20 protein-coding genes are annotated in these 20,908 nt (G+C 61.1%); 8 read left to right on the top strand and 12 right to left on the bottom strand.

The features are described 5' to 3' along the window. Positions 1-164 precede the first annotated feature (164 nt). Positions 165-1,709, top strand: coding sequence for a trimethylamine methyltransferase family protein (locus N4R57_09775; GenBank protein ID UYV39260.1), 1,545 nt, complete (start codon positions 165-167; stop codon positions 1,707-1,709). 105 nt (positions 1,710-1,814) lie between these two features. Here the strand turns inward: N4R57_09775 and N4R57_09770 are convergent, their stop codons facing one another. Next, a complete protein-coding gene (locus N4R57_09770) occupies positions 1,815-2,123 on the bottom strand; it encodes a DUF6477 family protein (protein UYV39259.1) in 309 nt (102 codons plus the stop codon). 225 nt (positions 2,124-2,348) lie between these two features. Here N4R57_09770 and N4R57_09765 point away from each other — a divergent pair, with 225 nt between their 5' ends. After that, positions 2,349-3,503: a DUF6456 domain-containing protein gene (locus tag N4R57_09765; protein ID UYV39258.1), complete on the top strand. Its 1,155-nt coding sequence runs from the start codon at positions 2,349-2,351 to the stop codon at positions 3,501-3,503. On the opposite strand, the gene N4R57_09760 is transcribed toward N4R57_09765, so the two are convergent. From N4R57_09760 to katG, 3 genes are all read right to left on the bottom strand, one after another. After that, entirely contained in the window at positions 3,500-4,225 is a 726-nt protein-coding gene (locus N4R57_09760) for a VIT1/CCC1 transporter family protein (protein ID UYV39257.1), read from the bottom strand. The genes N4R57_09765 and N4R57_09760 overlap by 4 nt on opposite strands. A gap of 165 nt (positions 4,226-4,390) precedes the next feature. Beyond that, entirely contained in the window at positions 4,391-4,927 is a 537-nt protein-coding gene (locus N4R57_09755; GenBank protein ID UYV39256.1) for a peroxiredoxin, read from the bottom strand. Between the two features lie 186 nt (positions 4,928-5,113). Then, entirely contained in the window at positions 5,114-7,300 is a 2,187-nt protein-coding gene (gene katG, locus N4R57_09750) for a catalase/peroxidase HPI (protein UYV39255.1), read from the bottom strand. 118 nt (positions 7,301-7,418) lie between these two features. Between katG and N4R57_09745 the strand changes: the two genes are divergently transcribed. The 3 genes from N4R57_09745 (at position 7,419) to N4R57_09735 (ending at position 11,042) form a co-directional block, all read left to right on the top strand. Next, positions 7,419-8,399 (top strand): LysR substrate-binding domain-containing protein, encoded by a 981-nt coding sequence (locus tag N4R57_09745; GenBank protein ID UYV39254.1) that lies wholly within the window; start codon positions 7,419-7,421, stop codon positions 8,397-8,399. A 152-nt stretch (positions 8,400-8,551) separates the two neighbouring features. Further along, on the top strand, positions 8,552-9,502 hold the full coding sequence (gene lipA, locus N4R57_09740; protein ID UYV39253.1) for a lipoyl synthase: 951 nt from the start codon (positions 8,552-8,554) through the stop codon (positions 9,500-9,502). Positions 9,503-9,764: 262 nt separating this feature from the next. Further along, on the top strand, positions 9,765-11,042 hold the full coding sequence (locus N4R57_09735; GenBank protein ID UYV39252.1) for a tetratricopeptide repeat protein: 1,278 nt from the start codon (positions 9,765-9,767) through the stop codon (positions 11,040-11,042). Positions 11,043-11,086: 44 nt separating this feature from the next. On the opposite strand, the gene N4R57_09730 is transcribed toward N4R57_09735, so the two are convergent. From N4R57_09730 to N4R57_09720, 3 genes are all read right to left on the bottom strand, one after another. Further along, positions 11,087-11,920, bottom strand: coding sequence for a hypothetical protein (locus N4R57_09730; protein ID UYV39251.1), 834 nt, complete (start codon positions 11,918-11,920; stop codon positions 11,087-11,089). 44 nt (positions 11,921-11,964) lie between these two features. Further along, a complete protein-coding gene (locus N4R57_09725) occupies positions 11,965-12,855 on the bottom strand; it encodes a cytochrome c (GenBank protein ID UYV39250.1) in 891 nt (296 codons plus the stop codon). Positions 12,856-12,931: 76 nt separating this feature from the next. After that, on the bottom strand, positions 12,932-13,414 hold the full coding sequence (locus N4R57_09720) for a cytochrome c (protein UYV39249.1): 483 nt from the start codon (positions 13,412-13,414) through the stop codon (positions 12,932-12,934). Between the two features lie 210 nt (positions 13,415-13,624). Here N4R57_09720 and N4R57_09715 point away from each other — a divergent pair, with 210 nt between their 5' ends. After that, positions 13,625-14,551 (top strand): sel1 repeat family protein, encoded by a 927-nt coding sequence (locus N4R57_09715; GenBank protein UYV39248.1) that lies wholly within the window; start codon positions 13,625-13,627, stop codon positions 14,549-14,551. Here N4R57_09715 and hpt read toward each other — a convergent pair whose 3' ends face one another. After that, complete coding sequence (gene hpt, locus N4R57_09710; protein UYV39247.1) at positions 14,552-15,097, bottom strand: hypoxanthine phosphoribosyltransferase; 546 nt, start codon at positions 15,095-15,097, stop codon at positions 14,552-14,554. Positions 15,098-15,280: 183 nt separating this feature from the next. On the opposite strand from hpt, the gene N4R57_09705 reads away from it, so the two are divergent. Next, complete coding sequence (locus N4R57_09705) at positions 15,281-15,727, top strand: type II toxin-antitoxin system RatA family toxin (protein UYV39548.1); 447 nt, start codon at positions 15,281-15,283, stop codon at positions 15,725-15,727. A gap of 257 nt (positions 15,728-15,984) precedes the next feature. Further along, entirely contained in the window at positions 15,985-17,274 is a 1,290-nt protein-coding gene (locus tag N4R57_09700) for an MmgE/PrpD family protein (GenBank protein UYV39246.1), read from the top strand. A 52-nt stretch (positions 17,275-17,326) separates the two neighbouring features. Here the strand turns inward: N4R57_09700 and N4R57_09695 are convergent, their stop codons facing one another. The 4 genes from N4R57_09695 to N4R57_09680 form a co-directional block, all read right to left on the bottom strand. Beyond that, on the bottom strand, positions 17,327-18,505 hold the full coding sequence (locus N4R57_09695; protein ID UYV39245.1) for an ammonium transporter: 1,179 nt from the start codon (positions 18,503-18,505) through the stop codon (positions 17,327-17,329). A gap of 165 nt (positions 18,506-18,670) precedes the next feature. Further along, positions 18,671-19,138, bottom strand: a complete 468-nt coding sequence (locus N4R57_09690; GenBank protein UYV39244.1) for a CinA family protein — start codon at positions 19,136-19,138, stop codon at positions 18,671-18,673. Next, positions 19,135-19,626 carry a phosphatidylglycerophosphatase A gene (locus tag N4R57_09685; GenBank protein UYV39243.1) on the bottom strand — a complete coding sequence of 164 codons (492 nt, stop codon included), beginning with the start codon at positions 19,624-19,626 and terminating at the stop codon, positions 19,135-19,137. Before N4R57_09685 ends, N4R57_09690 begins: the two co-directional genes overlap by 4 nt. After that, the gene (locus N4R57_09680) at positions 19,623-20,768 is read right to left on the bottom strand and encodes a bifunctional 2-C-methyl-D-erythritol 4-phosphate cytidylyltransferase/2-C-methyl-D-erythritol 2,4-cyclodiphosphate synthase (protein UYV39242.1); all 1,146 of its coding nucleotides are present in this window, start codon (positions 20,766-20,768) and stop codon (positions 19,623-19,625) included. The genes N4R57_09685 and N4R57_09680 overlap by 4 nt, the downstream gene beginning before the upstream one ends. Positions 20,769-20,908 lie beyond the last annotated feature (140 nt).

Here is a 20,908-nt window from a genome sequence, read left to right as displayed (position 1 = left end):
GACACTTGCAGGGCCACCAGAGGTAGGGCCGCAAAACCCGGCTAAAATTACGTGCCCATGTCGCATTTCCACCTCAAAGGCCGCTTCCCTGCCGCGATGGCGGGTGGATTGCTCTTAATAACGTGCTCAACACCTTTCCGTGCTTTCAATCGCAGGACATCACAATGAGCGAAACCACCAGCCGCAGACGTTCCCGGACAGGTGGCGGCGCAGCCCGCCGCGCCGAGCGCAGTTCCGTATCATTCGAGACCGCGCGTTATATCACGCGCAATATTCCCAACCTCGAAGTCCTCAACGAGGAAGCACTTGAGATCATCGAGGCGAATGCCGATCAGGTGCTCGAAGAGATCGGGGTGAACTTTGTGAACAACCCCGCCGCTCTGGAACGCTGGAAAGCGGCCGGGGCGGATGTGCAGGGCGAGCGGGTGCATATCCCGCGCGGATTGGCGCGTGAGCTGTGCAAGACCGCGCCGTCAAGCTATACCCAGCACGCTCGCAACCCGGCCCGCACGGTCGAGATCGGCGGCAAGAACCTCGTGCTGGCGCCGGTCTATGGCCCGCCGTTTGTGCGCGACGCCACAGGGGGGCGGCGCTATGCCACGATGGAAGATTTCCGCAACTTCGTGAAGCTTGGCTATATGTCCAAGTGGTTGCACCACTCCGGCGGCACGGTTTGCGAGCCGACCGATGTGGCGGTGAACAAGCGGCACCTTGATATGTTGCTCGCGCATATGACCCTGTCGGACAAGCCCTATATGGGCTCGGTGACCGATCCAGAGCGGGCGCGGGATTCGGTTGAGATGTCGCAGATCCTGTTCGGCAAGGAATTTGTCGCCGAGAACGCGGTGATGACCTCGCTGATCAACATCAACTCGCCGATGACGTTTGATGACGTGATGATGGGCGCGCTTGAGGTTTATGCCGAGGCCGGGCAGGGCTGTATCATCTCGCCCTTTATCGTGGGGGGCGCGATGGCGCCTGTGTCGGTTGCGGGCACCCTGACACAGGTTCTGGCCGAGGTCATGGCCGGGATCGCCTATTCGCAATTGGTCAAACCCGGCGCGCCGGTGATCTTTGGCGCTTTTGTAAGCTCGATCGACATGGGATCAGGCGCGCCCACATTCGGCACGCCCGAAGCGTCGTTGGTCAGCTATGGCGCGGGGCAACTGGCGCGGCGTATGGGGCTGCCTTATCGCTCGGCCGGGTCGTTCTGTGGCTCGAAGCTGCCCGATGCACAGGCTGCTTACGAGACCGCCAACAGCCTGAATATGGGGCTGCTGGCCGGGGTGAATTTCATGCTGCATTCCTGTGGCTGGCTCGAAGGCGGCTTGGTGTCGTCCTATGAGAAATTCGTGATGGATGCGGACCAGCTTGGGGTGTTGCATGGCATGGCCGGCGGCGTGAGGTTTGACGAGAATGCACAGGCCATGGATGCCATCCGCGAGGTTGGCCCCGGCGGGCACTACCTTGGGTGCGCACATACGCAAGCCAATTTCAAAACGGCCTTCTGGAAGAGCGATGTGCTTGACTATAAACCGTTTGAAACATGGGAAGACGAGGGCGCGCGCGATACGCAGAGCTTGGCCACCGAACGGGTGGCGAAAATGTTGGCGCAGTATCAACAGCCCGCGATTGACCCGGCGATAGACGAGGCGCTCACCGCTTATGTCGCAGCGAAGAAAGAGGCCGTGCCAGACAGCTTTATCTAAGCCGGGCGGGTTTGCCCGGCTGGCAGCGGCTGTGCCCAACACCAAGGTCGGCACGACAGCCCCGCATAGCGGCCATTTGAACCGCTGTGCGTGGTCGGATTTGTCTTACGCTTCGACCAATGTCGGCGCGCTTTGAAAGGCGCGCACAAGCTGGGCCTCGCCCATCATCGCGATCAACAAATCCACATGCGAGATCAGGGAATAGGCGCTGCTTTTATCGAGCCGTAGCTGGTTCTGTTCCGCTTCAAACTCCATCAGCAACAACAGGGCCTCGCCGCTTTTGGGCAAAATGCGATGCCCCAGCAAGCGATAGAGATGCGGGTCGCGGCGATAGTCCTCACTGCCTGCGCGGGCGGCTTGAATAAGCAGTCTCGGACGGCGCAGGGCGTTCAGCATCGAAAAAATATCAGTCATCACAAGTCCTTTCGTTTCGCTTGTCGTGAGGGTCACCCTTGCACGACTCAACCAGGCGTTGCGCCGAGCGCGCGAGCGCCGCGCGGTCGGGTTAGGATTGTTTAGCTTTTGGAAACGATTGTTACTGATATCGCAAAAATTAACCTCAAGGTAACTTTTGCTCGCCAGAGTTGTGAGCGGTTTTGTGGAAAACCTGTGGAAAACCCATCTGGAGACAATTTCGACATGGCAGATGCAGCAATGCAATTCGTTAACAAGATGAACATGCCCGGTTGGGTTCCCGATGCGGCGTGTCGGTATCTGGAACACACCGAACGGGGTGTCTCTATTCGGGCATTGGCACGTAAGGAGGCGTGCCATCCCTCGACTGTGCTGCGACAGGTTCGAAGGTTCGAAAATTTGCGCGATGACTTTCTGATTGACGAGGCGTTGCGCCAACTCGGGCGCAAAATGATCCCGGCAATCGTGCAATCCACAAACAAAAACGGAGACACCATGGGCATTCACATACCCGAAGCAGACATGACCACCCCCGATGATGAAACGCTGAACCGTGAAGCGCGCCGCGTGCTGCGACGATTGTGCGAGCCGGGCGCGGTGTTGGCGGTGTCGGCGGACATGGACAAGGCGGTGGTCGTGCGCGACCGCGAGGGCGGACAATCGACGCGCACGGCAGTGGTTGAACGCACCGTGGCCCAGGCATTGGCGCTGAAGGATTGGATCACCTGTTCGGACCCCGGACGCATCGCCCGCTATCACATCACGGCTGCGGGGCGCAGTGCCTTGTCGCGCATAATCGCCGAGGCGGAAAACGCCGCGCAGGGGTTTGCCGAGGCCCAGAGCCCGTTCGGCGCCCAGCACTCGGCAAATGCGAGCGCAAACGCCAGCGGCAAGGACATCGCAGCCGGGCAGGGTACGCGCCGACGGCTCAAAGCCGCATTCGGAGAGTCGCCCCTGACCGCGCTGTCGCGGCGGCGCGATCGCGATGGCGATTTGTTTCTGCGTGACACTCTTGTCGCCGCAGGTGAGCGTCTGCGCGAAGATTTCGAGCTGGCTCAGATGGGCGCACGTTTGCCGCGCAATTGGGAGGCGTTCTTTCTCAAAGGCAAGGACAAGGTCGAAGACAAGAGCGACGCAAGCGGCAGCGATCATGCCGGTTCAGCCGCCGCGCGTGACCGGTTGAAAGCGGCGCTGCGAGAGCTTGGGCCGGGGCTTGGCGATGTGGCGCTCAGCTGTTGTTGCTACCTTGAGGGGTTGGAAACCACCGAAAAACAGCTGGGATGGAGCGCGCGTTCAGGCAAAATCGTGCTGCGCATCGCATTGCAGCGGTTGCTACGCCACTATGAAACGTTGGGGGCGGGGGCGGCGATGATTGGCTAACCGCCGATCACCCAGCCCACCAGATAGGCCACCGCGCCACAGACCGAGCCGACAGCCATGGTTTCCCCCACGCAGCGGGCGATATGTTCACCCGTTGCGTTCCAGCGCAACAGCCCAAGCGCCAAGAGAGCAGCCCCAGACGCCGCCAGCGACAGGTTGAAGGTCTGCGCCGTCGGCTCGAGCAGGAAGTAAGGCACAAGCGGCACGGCGCCAAAGACCACAAAGCTCAGAAACGTGGCGAAGCCGTTGACGACGGGGTTGTCTTCTGCCGGGTCCATCATACCGAATTCATAGGTCATCATCAGGTCGGCCATCATATCGGGATTGCGCGACAGGATCTCGGTTGTGGCCTCGGCGTCGGCATCGCTTAGCCCGCGTTGATGCAGAATGGTGCGCAGCTCAAGCCGCTCTTGTTCGGGGTTTACCTCGATCTCGTGCATCTCGCGGCTGCGCCGGGCGTGATAAAGATCATGCGCCGAGCGGGTCGAAAGATACTCTCCCAGCCCCATGCTTACGGCATCAGCCAGCAGATTGGCGACGCCAAAGACCAACACGGCCAATGCGCCAATCTGAGCGATGCCATCACTGGCCGCGCCGACAAAACCGGCGACAATGGCAAAGGTGGTGACAATCCCGTCGTTGCCGCCATAGGTGATCTGTTTCAGGAACTCCTGAGTACGCCCCAGCGAATGGGCGTCGCGGCGATGAGCTTGCCAGTCCATGATCGGATCATCCTTTGGATTGTCTTTCACCTGCCTGCCGTGTCGATGCGGCTTTGGCAAGTCGTGGCGCTTCTGTTGGCACCGTTTGGTAAATGCGAAAACGGCCCGCCCCAGTGTGGGGGCGAGCCGCGAGATCGCCGTTATTGAATAGGCGAAAGGGCCAGTTTAGGCCGCTTTTTCGGTCAGGTAAGCCAGAAGGTTTTCCGGCGCGCTTTCACCGTAAGGGTCTTCGGCATGGTTGTCGTCGCGGCCCGGCTCTTCGAACCATGCCTCAACAACACCGTCGTTGATGATCGCCGCATAGCGCCACGAGCGCATGCCAAAGCCAAGGTTGTCCTTGCCCACCAGCATGCCGATCTTGCGGGTGAATTCGCCCGAGCCGTCGGGGATGACTTGAACCGTGGTAAGCCCTTGATCTTGGGCCCATTTGTTCATCACAAAGCTGTCGTTGACCGACATGCAATAGATCGCATCAATGCCTTTGGCGGCGAATTCTTCGGCGTTCTTTTCAAAGCCGGGAAGCTGATAGGTCGAGCAGGTCGGCGTGAAGGCGCCGGGCAGCGAGAACAGGATCACGCGCTTGCCTTTGAAATAGTCGTCCGAAGTCATGTCCTGCCAGCGGAACGGGTTGGGGCCGCCTACGGCCTCGTCACGCACGCGGGTTTTGAACGTCACGTTGGGAACCTTGAAACCTTGCATCATTGGAATACACCTTCTTTGCAGTTGCAGCATTTGTCTGCGTAGCGAATTAAGGCGATTCCGAAAGCGGTGCAACGTGAATGCAATCCCTGCGACATCCTGCAAAGGGGCTGCACCATGAAAACGGGCGCGAAAGGTTTCCCCCTCGCGCCCGATCTATGGGTTTTCAAGCGGTTGATCGCGCTGGCTTTAGGCCAGATCGAAGCGGTCCGCCTCCATTACTTTGGTCCATGCAGCAACAAAGTCGCGCACGAATTTACCCTGCATGTCCGACTGGGCATAAGCCTCGGCCAGAGCGCGCAGTTGCGAGTTCGACCCGAACACAAGGTCAACGCGCGTGCCGGTCCATTTGACGGCGCCGGACGTGCGGTCACGGCCCTCAAACAGGGTTTCTTCGTCATTCGACGGGGCCCATTGGGTGGCCATATCGGTGATGTTGACAAAGAAATCGTTGCTCAGCGTGCCGGGACGGTCGGTGAACACACCATGCGCCGCGCCGCCATGGGTTGCCCCAAGCACACGCATCCCGCCGACCAGAGCCGTCATTTCCGGCGCGCCAAGCGTCAGAAGCTGGGCCTTGTCGATCAGGAACTCTTCTGCACGCAGCGTGTATTGCCCCTTTTCAAAGTTGCGGAACCCGTCGGCGACCGGCTCCATCGGCTCAAAGCTTTCGACGTCGGTCTGGGCCTCCGTGGCATCGGTGCGCCCCGGCGAGAACGGCACTTTGATCGCGTGACCGCCCTTGTCGGCGGCGGCTTCGATCGCTGCGTTGCCCCCCAGCACGATGAGATCCGCAAGCGAGACCTTCTTGCCACCCGGCGCGTCGCTGTTGAACGCGTTCTGGATACCGGCCAGCGTGTCGAGCACCGATGCAAGGCGGGCAGGTTCGTTGGCCTCCCAATCCTTTTGCGGCGCAAGACGCACGCGCGCCCCATTGGCACCGCCGCGCTTGTCGCTGTCGCGATAGGTCGACGCCGAGGCCCAGGCCGTGGTCACCAGATCAGCCGCTGACAAGCCCGAGGCCAGAATGCGCGACTTCAGTTCTTCGATATCGGCCGCGTCGATCAGCGGGTGATCAACCGGCGGAACCGGATCTTGCCAAAGCAGGTCTTCCTGCGGCACATCCGGGCCAAGGTAACGCGCCTTTGGCCCCATATCGCGATGGGTCAGCTTGAACCAAGCCCGCGCCCATGCATCGGCAAACTGGTCCGGGTTCTCGTGGAACCGCTTGGCAATCGGGCCATAGATCGGGTCCATCTTCATCGCCATGTCGGCGGTGGTCATCATCACCGGCACTTTCTTGCCCGAGCCATCGACTTCTGGCGCGTGATCCTCGTCCTTGAGGTCAACCGCGTGCCAGATATGCGCGCCTGCGGGGCTTTTGGTCAGCTCCCACTCATAGCCGAACAGAAGGTCGAAATACCCGTTGTCCCACTGGATCGGGTTTGCCGTCCACGGGCCTTCGATGCCGCTGGTGATCGCGTCGACGCCTTTGCCCGATTTATGGGTGGAAAGCCAGCCAAAGCCCATGTCCTGAAGCGGCCCGGCCTCGGGTTCGACACCAACATGGGACACATCGCCCGCGCCATGCGCCTTGCCAAAGGTATGCCCGCCGGCGGTCAGCGCCACGGTTTCCTCGTCATTCATCGCCATGCGCGCAAACGTGTCGCGAATATCGCGGCCCGACGCGACAGGATCGGGGTTGCCGTCCGGCCCTTCGGGGTTGACGTAGATCAGGCCCATCTGCACAGCGGCGAGAGGGTTTTCAAGCTCGCGGTCGCCGGAATAGCGGCTTTGCGCGTGATCCGATGTGGCAAGCCATTCGTCTTCGCGACCCCAGTAGACGTCTTCTTCGGGGGCCCAGATGTCTTCGCGGCCACCGGCAAAGCCGAACACCGGACCGCCCATGCTTTCGATCGCGCAATTGCCCGCAAGGATATAGAGATCGGCCCATGAAATCTTGTTGCCGTATTTCTGTTTCAGCGGCCAGAGCAGGCGGCGCGCCTTGTCGAGATTGCCATTGTCGGGCCAGCTGTTGAGCGGGGCAAACCGCTGGTTGCCGGTCGAAGCGCCGCCGCGCCCATCGGCCGTGCGATAGGTGCCTGCCGCGTGCCACGCCATCCGGATGAACAAGCCGCCGTAATGGCCGTAATCTGCGGGCCACCAATCCTGGCTGTCGGTCATCAGGGCGAACAGGTCTTTCTTGAGCGCGTCAAGATCGAGCGATTTGAACGCCTCGGCATAGTCGAAATCCGGGTCCATTGGGTTTGATTTGGCCGAATGCTGATGCAAAATGCTCAGATCAATCTGATTGGGCCACCAGTCTTTGTTGTCGACCTTTTGTGCGCCCGTAATCGGACAAGAGTTTCCATCCATAAGTTTGCCTCCCTGCGATGTTGTTGAGTGGGTAAGTCCATAAGTTCTGGAATCACTCTAAGCTGGGTTTTGCATAACTGGAAATTGCATATTCTTTGGATTCTGATAATTTGGGGTTATGGATATTACCCTGCGCCAGCTTTCATACTTTGTTGCCCTGACCGAAACCCGCCATTTTGGCCGCGCGGCCGAGCAATGCCACGTCACGCAACCCGCGCTGTCCACGCAGATTCGCGAGATGGAGGAGCGGTTGGGCAGCACATTGTTTGACCGTCAGGGCAGGGGACTTGCGCTGACCCCGGCGGGACAGGCGGTGTTGCGTTCGGCACAGGTGATCCTGAACGAAGTCGAAATGATGCAGGAAACCGTGCGCTGGCAAGGCGGGCTGCGCGGGCAACTGAGGCTTGGGGTCATTCCCACCGTGGCCCCCTATCTTTTGCCGGTGGCGCTGCCATTGCTCAGGGCTGCGGACCTGTCGCTTGATCTGAGAGTGCGTGAGGCACAGACCGGCACGTTGCTTGAGGATCTGGCCGATGGGCGGCTTGATGCGGCGGTAATGGCGCTGCCGTCGGGGGTGGATGGGCTGATTGAAGCGCCGCTGTTTGAGGATCGCTTCCTGCTGGCGGGATCGCGCGCCCAGCTTGCTTCGCTCAACGCGCGGGCGACGCCGGTGCATCCGGCCACGCTTGACCCCGGTCGATTGCTGCTGCTGGACGAGGGGCATTGCCTCGCCGATCAGGCGCTGGAGGTCTGCGGCTTGAAACGCGCCTCCACGCGGGTCGATCTTGGCGCGTCCTCGCTTGGCACGTTGGCGGGGCTGGTGGCCGAAGGGTTCGGGCTGACGTTCCTGCCGGAACTGGCGTTGACCAGCACGCTGGCGGCGACGCCCGATCTTGCCCTGATGCAATTTCCGGCGCCTGAACCCAGCCGCACCATCGGGCTTGTGCGGCGCGACCTGTCCGGGTCGGTTGCGTGGTTTGATGATTTGGCCAAACTGTTGCAACAGGCCGGAAACCAAGTGCTTGCCGCCGCGCGGGCACCGAAATCCCTCGCGGATTTCGGCTTGTTTTCCGCCACGGAAAACGCGGCCAGCCTTTGAGGCTGAGCCGCCATAATCGTCCCAGTTTCGGGCGCGTCACCCCTCAAGCCTCAGGTCCATGATTGCGGCGCATGGCTGGTTTATCACATTCGAACATGACATCCTGACCTAGGGGCATATATAAGGGCGGAAACGTCTCTAAGGATTTCCCGATGCGTGATCTCAACATCCCCGGCGAACGCCACCCGGAAAAGGCCCACCGCCCCGACAAGGCCCAGCCGAAAAAGCCAAGCTGGATCAGGGTAAAAGCCCCCTCTGGCAAGGGATATGCCGACACGCACCGCATCATGCGCGAAAACAAGCTGGTGACAGTCTGTGAAGAGGCGGGATGCCCCAACGCCGGTGAATGCTGGAGCCAGGGTCACGCCACCATGATGATCATGGGCGAGATTTGCACCCGTGGCTGTTCGTTCTGCAATGTCGCGACCGGGCGGCCCGATGCTCTGGACGCGTTCGAGCCGGGGCGCGTGGCGCATGCGGTCAAAACGCTGGGGCTGAACCATGTGGTTATCACCTCGGTGGATCGCGACGATCTAGAGGACGGCGGCGCCGAGCATTTCGCCCAGACGATCCGCGCCGTGCGCCATCAATCTCCCGGCACGACCATCGAGATTCTGACGCCAGATTTCCTGAAATGCGACGACAGCGTGCTTGAAACCGTGGTCGAGGCGCGTCCCGATGTGTTCAACCACAACCTTGAGACCGTTCCGGGCCTTTACCCGACGGTGCGCCCCGGCGCGCGCTATTTCCACAGCTTGCGCCTGTTGCAGCGGGTGAAAGAGCTGGACCCCGCGATGTTCACCAAATCTGGCATCATGGTGGGCCTTGGCGAGGATGCTCAATCGGTCAAACAGGTGATGGACGATATGCGCGCAGCGGACGTCGATTTTCTGACCATCGGCCAATATCTTCAACCGACGCCGAAACACCATGCGGTTGATAAATTCGTCCACCCGGATGAGTTTAAGGCCTATGAAAAATCCGCCTATGGCAAAGGCTTCCTGATGGTGTCGGCCACGCCTTTGACACGCTCGTCCTATCATGCGGGCGATGATTTTGCGCGTCTGCGCGAGAACCGTTTGGCGAAATTGGGTCAGGCTTAAGATTTCGGTCTGGCGTCATTTCTCGTAAGCCGTTGGGGCGGTCGGGTTGATGCTGTCCGCCTCTGGTGGGGCAGTGCCTTGTGCAGTTTTTGAACCCGGAGATGGCGGTGCGTTTCGCGTGGTGCCTGTCCAAAAATTGCGCAACTTTGGCGTGGCGCATGCACCCATAGCCTCAGACCATTGCCCACTGTGGCGCGGGCTATAGCGGCCCGCTCAACACGCTGCTAGGCTGGGGAGAATCTATGTCAGAAAAGGTGCCATAATGCTGACCGACGCCTACGGAAACCCCCTCCACACCACGTCCGAAACCGCGCGTGACGCCTATATCGAAGGGATGACCGGCTATCTCGAAGCGCAACCGGGGGTCGCGGATGCGTTTCAACGTGCGATTGACGCCGATGACGGCTTTGCCCTCGCTCTTGCCGCTCAGGCGCGCAACCTTCAGGTCTATGGCCACGGCGCCCAAGCCAGCGCGATGATGACCAAGGCGATGCAGGCCGGGCAGGGTTTGACCGGGCAGGCGCGCAGCCATCTTGAGATTTTCGACGCCCTGATCAATGGCCGGATTGCCCAAGGGTATGCGCAAGTGCGCGCACATCTGGTGGATTATCCGCGTGACGCATTGGTGGCGGCCACCTCGCTTGGGGTGTTCTCGCTGATCGGCTTCTCGGGCGAAGCGGGGCGCGAGGCCGAAAACCTCGCACTGGCGGAACAGCTTGCCCCGGCCTATGGCGAGGATGGTTGGTTCCTGTCGCAGCTCGCCTTTGCCCAGATCGAAGTGGGGCAGTTGGCCCGCGCCCATGGCGCGATTGAAACCTCGCTGGCGCTGCGCCCGCGTTCGGCCCATGGCGCCCATATCCGTGCGCATCTGTTTTACGAAGAGGGGCAGACCCGCGACGGGCTCAGCTATCTTAGCGACTGGATGACCGGCTATGATCGCGCCGGTGGCATGCATTGCCACAACGCGTGGCACATTGCGCTCTGGGCGCTGGCCACGGGGGATGAGGCCACGATGTGGCGCACGATCGACGCCGATCTGATGCCCGAAACCTCGCTAAGCCCGCCTTTGAACGTGTTGACCGACCTTGCTGCCGTCTATTTTCGCGCCGAATTGGCCGGGCTGAGCGTGTCCGCCGAGCGTTGGCAGGCGGTGTCGGATTTTGCCGCTAAAACCTTTCCCGAACCGGGGCTTGGCTTTGCCGATGTGCACTCGGCGCTGGCCTATGCGATGGCTGGGGACGAGGCACCGCTTTTGCGGATGATCGAGGGCGCGAAAGGCCCCTCTGCCGATATCGTTGCGCCCTGCGCCAACGCCTTTCGTGCCATCGCCGCCAGCGATTGGACCGGGGCCGAGGCCGCGATTTTGCCGGTGCTGTCCAGCCACGAGCGCCTCGGCGGAAGCCGGGCACAGCGCGACATCCTCGACTTTACGCTGCTGCATGCGTTGATCCGGCAGGGCAAGGCAGAGGAGGCACGCCGCCTGATGACCCTGCGCCGACCGCTGACCGATAGCGCGGGCGTGCTTCAGGGGTTGCATTAATCCATCGGTCCGAAGCGCCGTGCTGCGGGAGCCGTTCTAGCAGGCTATAGGCCACCCGCCTCGGTGAGAAACCCGGCGGCGCGCAGGTTGTCGCGCGTGGGTGTCCAAAGCTGATCGGGCGGCGTGGCATAGGCACGGTCCATAAACCGATCCGTAATCCCCTTGGCACTTAGATAGGCGCGGTCGCGGGCCTCTTCCTGACGGGCATTTTGCAGGTTGTCGTTGCGCAACAAAGCATAGGCGTGAAACCCAAGCGCGCCGTCTTGTCCAAGGCTGCGGTTCTGACCTGCCATGAAAACCAAGGTGCAGGCCGACGCACAAAGCCCGACCGCGCGGGTATCAAGCTTGGCCGCTTCGATCCGCTGCGCGATTGCGCGGGCCGCCGGAATACGCCCGCCGTCGCTTTGCAATTCCAGCAGCGTCAATTCGGGATGCGCGGCAATGGCCAGCTCAAGCCGGGTCAGCACCACAAAATCAATCGGCCCGTCGATGCGTGTCACGCCGTTCACCACCTCATAGGGTTTCGGGGGCAGGGGCAGCGCCACAGGGATCTCGCCCCGCGCCGCCCAATGGGTTAGCTCGGCGTTCACAAACAGCATGGCGGTGATAATCACCACCAGCCCACCCGCAGCCGTGGCAAAGAGATCGCGCCCGAACCGCGCCACGGCGCGCACCCCGCCGACCAGCTGCCAGAAAAGCACCGCGCCCGACACAAGGCTAATCGCGATGGTCGCGGTGAGCGACCAGGTAACGGGCCGCGCCGTGGTCGCGCCATCCAGCAACAGACGCAGCGCCAAAAGCGTGAGCAGCAAGCTCGGCAGCAACGCCAAGCGCCCGCGCCAGTGATCACACACAAATTGAAAAACACGGCTGCGCATGGCGCCATCCTAACCAATGGCGCCACAATCACGAAATGATTTGCTCAGCCGTCCGCCGCTGGCATCGCCTTGAGATAGGCCGCAATCGCCGCAAGGTCGCTTTTTGGCAGGTTGGCAAGGTTCAGCACGACATCGGCCATATGCCCGCCCGCGCTGTCGAAATCCGGGGTGAACCCGGTGCCAAGATAGGCCGCAATATCAACCGCCGACCATGTCAGCGCATCAGGCGTCAGCGCAGGCACCTTGCCCTTGCCGTCGGGGGTTGCAGCCCCTTGAAGCCAGCGGGAATAATCCAGCCCGCCTAAGGCGTTGCGCGGTGTATGACACTCGCCGCAATGGCCCAATGCCTCGACAAGGTAGCGCCCGCGTTCCAGCTCATCTCCGCTCACATCCATCACCCATTCAGGGCGTGAAAACAGGAATTTCCAACCGCCAAGCGAGCGGCGGATGTTAAAGGGAAAGCCCACGTCATGCGGGGTATTGGCCGCGTCCGAAGCAGGCAACGTCGCAAGGAAAGCATGCAGATCGGCAATATCGGCCAACTCTGCCCGCGCATACGAGGTATAGGGGAAAGCGGGATAGTAATGCGCGCCATTTGGCCCGGTGCCATGCTTCATAGCGTTGACCAGCGCCTCAAGGCTCCAGCCGCCGATGCCATGTTCGGGGTCGGGCGAAATATTGGGGGCAAAAAACGTCCCGAAGGGAGAGGCAAAAGCCATCCCGCCAGCCAGAACCAAACGCGCCTCGCCTTCGGCTTTGGGCGCGGCATGGCATGCGGCACAGCCCGCCGCCCAAAACACCTGCTCTCCCTTGGCCGCATCACCGCTCAGCCCGGCGAGCGCATCAGGGTCAACGCGCGAAGGGCGGGTGACAAACCAAAACACGGCAAGGCCAATGAGAGCCAGAACCACGACTATTTTCAACAGTTTACGCATCGTTCCTCGCCTGAAAAGGGTGACAGATGCCACCCCTTTCTGTTGGGTAAAACGCCTCTCTTACGAGGTCCGCGGTTTAGTTTTTGGACTGACGATAGGCTTTGTGACAGCCGCCACAGCCACCGCCAACCGCCGCCATGGCCCCTTGGAGCGATTGAAGCCCGCCACCGGCGGCCTCTTTCATCGCGGCTGCGGCATCGGCCATCGCTTTGGCCTTGGCGCCGACATCGCTGCCCTCGGCCCAGATCGAAGGGAGCGCCGCCGTAGCATCGCCCAACGCATCGGTGTCCGACCCCTTCGGCCACATCCGTGACTGATCGCTCATCGCCAGCGCAGCAAGGTTGCTGGCAGCACCCGTGGCCGCTTCGGCGTCATAGTCGATCGCGCCCTTGGCCATCCCGCCCAGCAAGCCGAGGTTGAACGCATAAAGCGTCATTTGTGCTTGGCGCGCTTCGACCGCTTTCATGATGGCGGGGTCGGCGTGGCTGTCGCTGATTGCGGTGCTGGCAACTGTGCCTGCAAGGATAAGGCCCGAAAGGGCAGCAACGGTCTTTTTCATAAAATCGCTCCTTGTTGGGTATGTGTGTGTGACGAGTATAACCGCATCCAGCCTAACGCCTAACAGGTGCCAGCGCAGAGCATTATGTGCAGGGATGAACAGAGCCTCACGGGGTTGTGATTTCACCGGCAACTCGCATTGCGCGGCGCAAAGGCTTGGAGATGGCGAAAAACCCGCTAAACTGATGCCATTCAAAACCGGAGTTTTATGATGACCAACCCTATTTTTGCGAGACTTGGCTTTGTCGCTTTATGGCTTTGCCTCACGGTTGCCGTGAGCCCCGCCGCGCAGGCCGATGAAGTTGATGCGGCGCGTCTGGCCTATCTCGATGGCCACCACGAGGAAGCGCTCAAAATCCTGATTCCTGCGGCCGAGGCCGGCAATGCGAATGCGCAAAACATCGTGGCGATTGCCTATGAAAACGGCAATGGCGTCACCAAAGACGTGGTTAAGGCCATGGAATGGTATGAAAAATCCGTCGCCCAAGGGTTTGCGAAAGCCGAGTTCAACCTAGGGACGCTGCTGCGCGAGGCCCCTGACGGGATCGCGCAGGATTACGCGCGCGCCGCCGCACTTTTCGAAGCGGGGATCGCCAAGGATTACCCGCATGCGTTCTGGGAGCGGGGCCGGATGCATGCCCAAGGTGAGGGCGGCGCGGTCGATCTCAAGGCGGCGATCGGGCTTTATGAGCGCGGGTTGGCGCTTGGCAACGGGCAATCGGGCAATGCGCTGGCCGAGCTTTACCGCATGGGCAACGGCGTCGAAAAGGACGAGGTCCGCGCGCGTGAAATCTATACGGAGGCCGCGAAAACCGGCTATGGCGTCGCCATGGGCAACCTTGGTTATATGTATGAAAGCGGGATCGGCGGCGAACAAAACGACCTTGCGGCCTATGCGCTTTACCTCGAAGCGGTGGCGCTTGGGGATGGCAATGCCGGGGTGAACCTTGCCGATTTCCTGATCAACCGGCCCGGCTATTGGAGCAATAACGCCCGTGCCGGGGCCTATTGCCTCTGGGGCTTGGACGCGATTTCACCCGAACAACTGGATCGCGTGAAACCGGTGTGCGAGGCGGTCAATGGCGCGCTGAGCGAGGCCGAACGCGAACAGGCCGCCCGCATTCGGGCCGAATGGTAATCAAACCTCGTCGATGAACCGCACCTTGCCGATATAGGGCAGGTTGCGGTTTCTCTGCGCGAAATCAATACCATAGCCGACCACGAATTCATCGGGAATTTCAAAGCCGATCCAGTCGGCCTTGACTTGGGTTTCACGCCGGCTCGGCTTGTCCAGAAGCGCGATGGTGCGCAGCTTGCTGGGTTTGCGGCTTTTGAGCAGATGGATCACGTGATCGAGCGTAAAGCCGGTATCAACGATGTCTTCAACCACCAGCACATCGCGGCCTTCGATCTGGCCGCGAATGTCCTTGAGAATGCGCACTTCGCGGCTCGATTCCATGTCGTTGCCATAAGAAGAGGCCTCAAGAAAATCGACTTCGACCGGCATGTCCAGCTCGCGGACAAGGTCGGCGATAAACACGAACGAGCCGCGCAGCAGCCCGACAACGACCAGCTTGTCGGTGTCTGAAAACTCCTCGCGGATGGCGAGGGCAAGGTCTTCGATTCGTGCGGCGATGGTCTTGGCCGAGATCATAGTGTCTATGACATAAGGGCGCTGTGGCATGTTTTCCCCTTGAAACTTTTGCCACACCATACGACATGAGGCTCCCGTGTCACCCGGCTAAAGCATTTCGTGAATGGCGCGGCGCGGGGGCACGTCGAAATGCACGGATCCTGACGATAATTTGGGCGCAATCCTGTTGATTTGCGCCTGATGCTCACAATTGAAACGCTTTGGTGGAGCGATATGCCGACACATTCGGAGACCCGGATTTTACCTTATACCGCGCGCCAGATGTTTGATCTGGTTGGCGATGTGGCGTCCTATCCAGAGTTCCTGCCTTGGTGCGCAGCGGCGCGGGTGCGCTCGGTGACACCGATGGCGAGCGGCGGTCAAGAGATGCTGGCCGATCTGGTGATTTCCTTCAAAGTCTTTCGCGAACGCTTTGGCAGCCGGGTGCGGCTGTTTGCGGATGAGCACCGGATCGAGACAGAATATCTGGACGGGCCGTTCAAATACATGCGCTCGGACTGGGCATTCCGGGATGTCGAGGGCGGCTGCGAAGTCAGCTTTCATGTAGATTTCGAGTTCAAGAACATCATTCTGCAAAAGGCGATCGGGTTGTTTTTCAATGAAGCGATGCAGCGGATCGTGCGCGCTTTTGAAGAGCGCGCGCGGGTGCTTTACGGCTAAACCGGTCAAAGGCATCGTCGCGCGTGGGCTAAAGTGGGGGCCAGCCAGGTTTGTTGCACACCTCCGGTGCGACACACACAGGTTTAAGTGGGGGCCAGCCCCCACACGCAGGTTAGAGTGGGGGCCAGCCCCCACACGCAGGATAGAGTGGGGGCCAGCCCCCACACCCCCGGGATATTTCCAGTCAGATGAAGGGGCGGGCGGTTTGCAAGCTCCATCGGCATGATAGGTTTGCGGGGCGGAGAAGGGAGAGGAAAATGCAGGTATCTGAAAGTTTGGCGGCGTTTGCCCTGACAGAGTGTCGGGCGAATGTGGAGACGCGGGCGGTGGCTGGATTGTCATTGGTTGACTGGCTAGCCGTAGGCGTCGCCGGACAAGCGGAGCCGGTGGCCCAAGTTGTGCGCGCGCTGGCTCGGGAGGAGGGCGGTGCGGCGCAAGCGGCTTTGATCGGGGGCGGGAGGGCTCCGGCGCGGATGGCGGCCTTGGTCAATGGCACGATTTCGCATGCGCTTGATTATGACGACACGCATTTTGCCCATATTGGTCATCCGTCAGTGGGTGTTATCCCTGCTGCTTTGGCGGTGGCCGAGCATGTCGGGGCAAGCGGTGCCGCGTTTCAGGAGGCGGCTTTGATCGGAATGGAAGCGTCGATCCGTTTTGGTATTTGGCTGGGGCGCGATCACTACCAGGTGGGGTTTCATCAGACCGCCACCGCCGGGGCGGTGGGGGCCTGTGTTGCGGCCGGGCGTCTGATGGCGCTAGGCCGCGACGAAATGCAGCACGCGCTTGGGCTGGTGGCGACGCGGGCGTCGGGGCTAAAGGCGCAGTTCGGCACGATGGGCAAGCCGTTCAATGCGGGCATGGCGGCGGCGAACGGGGTTGAGGCCGCGACCCTGGCACGGCTGGGCATGGCCGCGCGCCTTAATGCGTTGGACGGGCCGCAGGGGTTTGGCGCGACGCATCATGGGATCAACGACCTGTCTGCTCTGGACGGGTTGGGCGAGGAGTGGCTTTTTGACAGCATCAGCCACAAATTCCATGCCTGCTGTCACGGCCTTCATGCCGTGCTTGAGGCCGCTGCAGAGATTTCGCCCATCCCCACAGAGATCACCAGCATTTCTGTGGCAACCCATCCACGCTGGCTGAGCGTGTGCAATCAGCCTGCGCCGGACAGCGGGTTAGGCGCGAAATTTTCCTATTCAACCGTGCTGGCGATGGCCTTTCTCGGGCATGACACCGCGCGGCTTGATAGCTTTAGCGATGCGCTTTGCGCCGATCCTGAGGTGCGACGCCTGCGTGACAAGGTTCAGGTGCGCGGCGACGACGGGCTGAGCGAGATGCAGGTACGCCTTGAGGTGACGCTTAGCGACGGTCAAACGCTTGAAGTGTTTCACGATCTTGATGCGGTTCTGCCGCTGGACCAGCGCCGGGCGAAAATTGCGGCCAAGGCGAGTGCGCTGCTGGGGTCGCATGGCTTTGAGCGCGCGCAGGCGCTGATCGGAGAGCAGGGCGCGCCGGGAGACATCGCCGCATTCCTGCAAACGTAAAAACAGGCCCCGCAGGGCCCGTTTTCTCGAACGGCGATGCGGTTAAACTTGCTCAGGACGAGATGTCATAAGCCCGCTCGCCGTGCACTGTAAGATCAAGCCCGTTGACTTCGGTTTCCTGATCGACGCGCAAAGGTGTCACCAGCGCCACCAGCTTGACCAACACAACCGTCACCGCCAGCGTGAACACCCCGACAATCGCCAGCCCGCCGAGCTGTGCGGCCCAAGATCCGGCCCCGAAGGCCGCAATCATGACAGTGCCGAAAATTCCGCCCACACCATGCACGGCAAAGACATCAAGCGTGTCGTCGATGCCGATCTTGTCGCGGATAAGGTTCACCGCCTCCTGACACATCACCCCGGCCACCGCACCGATGATCAACGCCTCTACCGGGCCAACAAACCCCGACGCGGGCGTGATCGAGGCAAGCCCCGCAATCGTACCCGTAACAAGTCCGACAAGCGAGGCCGTACCATATTTGATCTTTTCCCACAGCGCCCAAGTGAGCGAGGCTGCAGCCGCGGAAATATGCGTGACGGTGATCGCCATCGCTGCGCCGCCATCTGCTGCCAACTGTGAGCCGCCGTTAAAGCCGAACCACCCGACCCAGAGCATGCCCGCGCCGATCATCACCAAGCCGGGCGAATGCGGCGGCGTTGTTCGGTGGCGACGCGGCCCAAGGAACCATGCAATCACCAACGCGGCCAGCCCGGCGGTTTCATGCACCACGATGCCACCAGCGAAATCCTTGACACCGACCTCACCGAAAATTCCGCCATCCGACAGGAACCCGCCGCCCCAGATCCAATGGGTCACGGGCGCATAGCAAAGCAACATCCACAGCGCCGAAAACAACAGCACAAAGCCAAAACCGATCCGCTCGACATAGGCTCCGACGATCAGCGCGGGGGTGATGATGGCAAAGGTCATCTGGAAGGCAAAGAACAGCACTTCGGGCAGGTTGTCTTTGGGCGTATCCGCCGTGATCCCGCCAAGGAACATCTTGCCCAGTCCACCCCAATAGGCGCCGCCATCGCCAAACGCGATGGAATAGCCAAAGGCCAGCCACAGAATGCTCATCAAACACGCAATCGCATAGACATGCATGAACACGCTCAGCACGTTGCGCGCCCGCACCAGCCCGCCATAAAACAGCGCCAACCCCGGCAGCGACATGAACAAAACCAACGCCGTTGCGACGATGATCCATGCGGTATCTGCTCCCACCATTTGTCTTTCCTCCCCAATCCCCGGTTAAAGTTTGGGCGGTTCAAGCTGAAAGCGGGCGCGGAAAAAAGAGGCGATAGGCGCGTGGATAGGTTAAAAACCACGCAATTCCTGCATTGCGAGATTTTTGGGCTAAATATCGCGCCGATGGCGCAATATTAGACGACATCAGGATGCGGCAGTCAGAAGCAGGAATAGTGCGTGATCTCTTGCCGCTGCGCGCACCCAGTCACGGCCACGCGGGCCGAATTCTTGTGTTTCGGTCTCGGTGACACGCCCCTCGCGGGCCAGCCCAAAGCAGACCCGCCCCTCGGGTTTGAAGTCCGAGCCACCGGGCCCGGCAATCCCGGTCACAGACACGGCGAGGCTTGCGTGCGACTGGCGCAACGCGCCATCGGCCATCTCGCGGGCGACCTCTTCGCTGACCGCGCCGAACCGGTCGAGCGTGTCGCGCGCCACGCCAAGCATCTCTTCCTTGGCAGCGTTGGAATAGGTGACAAAGCCGCGCTCGAACACATCCGATGATCCGGCAATATCGGTCAGCGCCGCGGCAACCATCCCGCCGGTGCAGCTTTCTGCGGTGGCGATGCGCAGGCCAGCCTCGCGGGCCGCAACAAGCAGGCGTTCGGCGCTCATGCCCCCAAAACCCCGTGGCTGATGTAAGCCGCCAAGCCCACGGTGAGCGCCGCCGCGATCCCCGCGAACACGTCGTCAAGCATCACACCCAACGGTCCGTGCTGTCTGTCGGCCCAGCCGATCGGGCCAGGCTTGAGGATGTCAAAGAAGCGGAAGGCAAAGAACGCCACCAGCCAACCGGGCCAAAGCGCAAGCACATCGGCGCCAGAATGGCTCGCCCCGATCAGAACGGGCAACAGGGCGATCCACTGGCCTGCGACCTCGTCAATCACCACTTCGGAGGGGTCGTGATCTTCCTTGCCGCGGGTTTCTTCGGCGGTGGCCCACCAGCCAAGCGCAAACACTACCGGCACCAGCACGGCCACCAGAAGCCACCCGCCCAGCACATAAAGCGCCCAAGCAACGGGCAGGGCGGCGGCGCTGCCCCATGTGCCGGAAAACGGGCGCATATACCCGACATAGAAGAACGTAGCGATCAGACGGCTCATGTTTTCACCAATGTTGCTGTGGCCAATGCGGCGATGCCTTCTTCGCGTCCGGTAAAGCCCAACCGCTCAGAGGTGGTGGCTTTGATCGACACGCGCTCAGGCGCGATGCGCAGAATGTCGGCCATGCGGGCCTGCATCGCTTCGGCATGGGGGCCGATTTTCGGGCGCTCGCAGATCAGCGTGCAATCGACATTGCCGATGCTGAACCCCATTTCGGCCGCCAACCCGGCGGCATGGGCCAGAAAGATATGGCTCTCTGCGCCTTTCCATTGCGGGTCGCTCGGCGGGAAATGGCGGCCAATGTCGCCCTGCGCCAATGCGCCGTAAATCGCATCCGTCACCGCATGCATCCCGACATCGGCGTCCGAATGCCCCTGAAGCCCGCGCTCATGCGGCACCGAAACACCACAAAGCCAGACCTGATCGCCCGCCCCAAAGCGGTGCACATCAAAGCCGTTGCCAAGCCGTATATCCATTTGCCCTCTCACGATCCGTTCGGCGCGTTCAAAATCCGCCGCATGGGTGATCTTGAGGTTATCCTCATGCCCTTGAACGATTGCAACCTCAAGCCCCGCCGCACGCGCCAGCGCCACATCATCGGCGGCGCTGCTCTCTGGTGCGGCGCGATGGGCGGCCAGAATAGCAGCGGTATGAAACCCCTGCGGCGTCTGCGCCCGGTAAAGCCCGTCGCGTGGCTGCACGCCGCTGACCCGGCCTGCGTCACCGGTCCATAGCGCATCAACCACGGCAAGCGCCGGGGCAGCAGCAGGACCATCAGCCAGCGCATCCAGCACCGCATCAATGATCGTGCCCGACACGCAAGGGCGCGCCGCATCATGGATCAGAACATGCTCGGCCAGCCCTTCAACCGCCTCAAGCCCGGCCAGAACCGAACCAGCCCGCGTCGCGCGGCCCGCCACGATCTTAACCTGCTGTCCGTCAAACCCTTGCCAGCGCCCATCAGCAATGTCATCGCCATGCAGCACCAAGACGATCCGGTCGATGCGCGGATGCGTCGCAAACGCAGATACCGTGCGCCAGATCACCGGCTTTCCCGCCAGATCGCGCCATTGTTTCGGCACTGCGCCACCGGCACGCGTTCCGCGGCCTGCGGCAACAATTATAGCTGCTGTCTTGCTCATCGCTTCCTTCAATAGGGGCTTGGCCGTAAATCGGCAATCCGGGAATTCCCGGATACGATTGCACATTTTTTAAGCAACAGCCTGCCGCAGTGCGAAAAAATGGCCTATGTTTCATTGATGTTTGCCAAGTAACCTCTTAG

The organism is Rhodobacteraceae bacterium D3-12, from assembly GCA_025916135.1.
Taxonomy (GTDB): Bacteria; Pseudomonadota; Alphaproteobacteria; order Rhodobacterales; family Rhodobacteraceae; genus JAKGBX01.
Note: the sequence above shows the minus strand (reverse complement) of the source record. Positions and strands in the feature narration are given on the sequence as shown.

Bases quoted from the DNA above. Each gene is read 5' to 3' on its own strand.
- N4R57_09775 (UYV39260.1), top strand. From the start codon at position 165: ATGAGCGAAACCACCAGCCGCAGACGTTCCCGGACAGGTGGCGGCGCA.
- N4R57_09770 (UYV39259.1), bottom strand. From the start codon at position 2,123: ATGACTGATATTTTTTCGATGCTGAACGCCCTGCGCCGTCCGAGACTG.
- N4R57_09765 (UYV39258.1), top strand. From the start codon at position 2,349: ATGGCAGATGCAGCAATGCAATTCGTTAACAAGATGAACATGCCCGGT.
- N4R57_09760 (UYV39257.1), bottom strand. From the start codon at position 4,225: ATGGACTGGCAAGCTCATCGCCGCGACGCCCATTCGCTGGGGCGTACT.
- N4R57_09755 (UYV39256.1), bottom strand. From the start codon at position 4,927: ATGATGCAAGGTTTCAAGGTTCCCAACGTGACGTTCAAAACCCGCGTG.
- katG (UYV39255.1), bottom strand. From the start codon at position 7,300: ATGGATGGAAACTCTTGTCCGATTACGGGCGCACAAAAGGTCGACAAC.
- N4R57_09745 (UYV39254.1), top strand. From the start codon at position 7,419: ATGGATATTACCCTGCGCCAGCTTTCATACTTTGTTGCCCTGACCGAA.
- lipA (UYV39253.1), top strand. From the start codon at position 8,552: ATGCGTGATCTCAACATCCCCGGCGAACGCCACCCGGAAAAGGCCCAC.
- N4R57_09735 (UYV39252.1), top strand. From the start codon at position 9,765: ATGCTGACCGACGCCTACGGAAACCCCCTCCACACCACGTCCGAAACC.
- N4R57_09730 (UYV39251.1), bottom strand. From the start codon at position 11,920: ATGCGCAGCCGTGTTTTTCAATTTGTGTGTGATCACTGGCGCGGGCGC.
- N4R57_09725 (UYV39250.1), bottom strand. From the start codon at position 12,855: ATGCGTAAACTGTTGAAAATAGTCGTGGTTCTGGCTCTCATTGGCCTT.
- N4R57_09720 (UYV39249.1), bottom strand. From the start codon at position 13,414: ATGAAAAAGACCGTTGCTGCCCTTTCGGGCCTTATCCTTGCAGGCACA.
- N4R57_09715 (UYV39248.1), top strand. From the start codon at position 13,625: ATGACCAACCCTATTTTTGCGAGACTTGGCTTTGTCGCTTTATGGCTT.
- hpt (UYV39247.1), bottom strand. From the start codon at position 15,097: ATGCCACAGCGCCCTTATGTCATAGACACTATGATCTCGGCCAAGACC.
- N4R57_09705 (UYV39548.1), top strand. From the start codon at position 15,281: ATGCCGACACATTCGGAGACCCGGATTTTACCTTATACCGCGCGCCAG.
- N4R57_09700 (UYV39246.1), top strand. From the start codon at position 15,985: ATGCAGGTATCTGAAAGTTTGGCGGCGTTTGCCCTGACAGAGTGTCGG.
- N4R57_09695 (UYV39245.1), bottom strand. From the start codon at position 18,505: ATGGTGGGAGCAGATACCGCATGGATCATCGTCGCAACGGCGTTGGTT.
- N4R57_09690 (UYV39244.1), bottom strand. From the start codon at position 19,138: ATGAGCGCCGAACGCCTGCTTGTTGCGGCCCGCGAGGCTGGCCTGCGC.
- N4R57_09685 (UYV39243.1), bottom strand. From the start codon at position 19,626: ATGAGCCGTCTGATCGCTACGTTCTTCTATGTCGGGTATATGCGCCCG.
- N4R57_09680 (UYV39242.1), bottom strand. From the start codon at position 20,768: ATGAGCAAGACAGCAGCTATAATTGTTGCCGCAGGCCGCGGAACGCGT.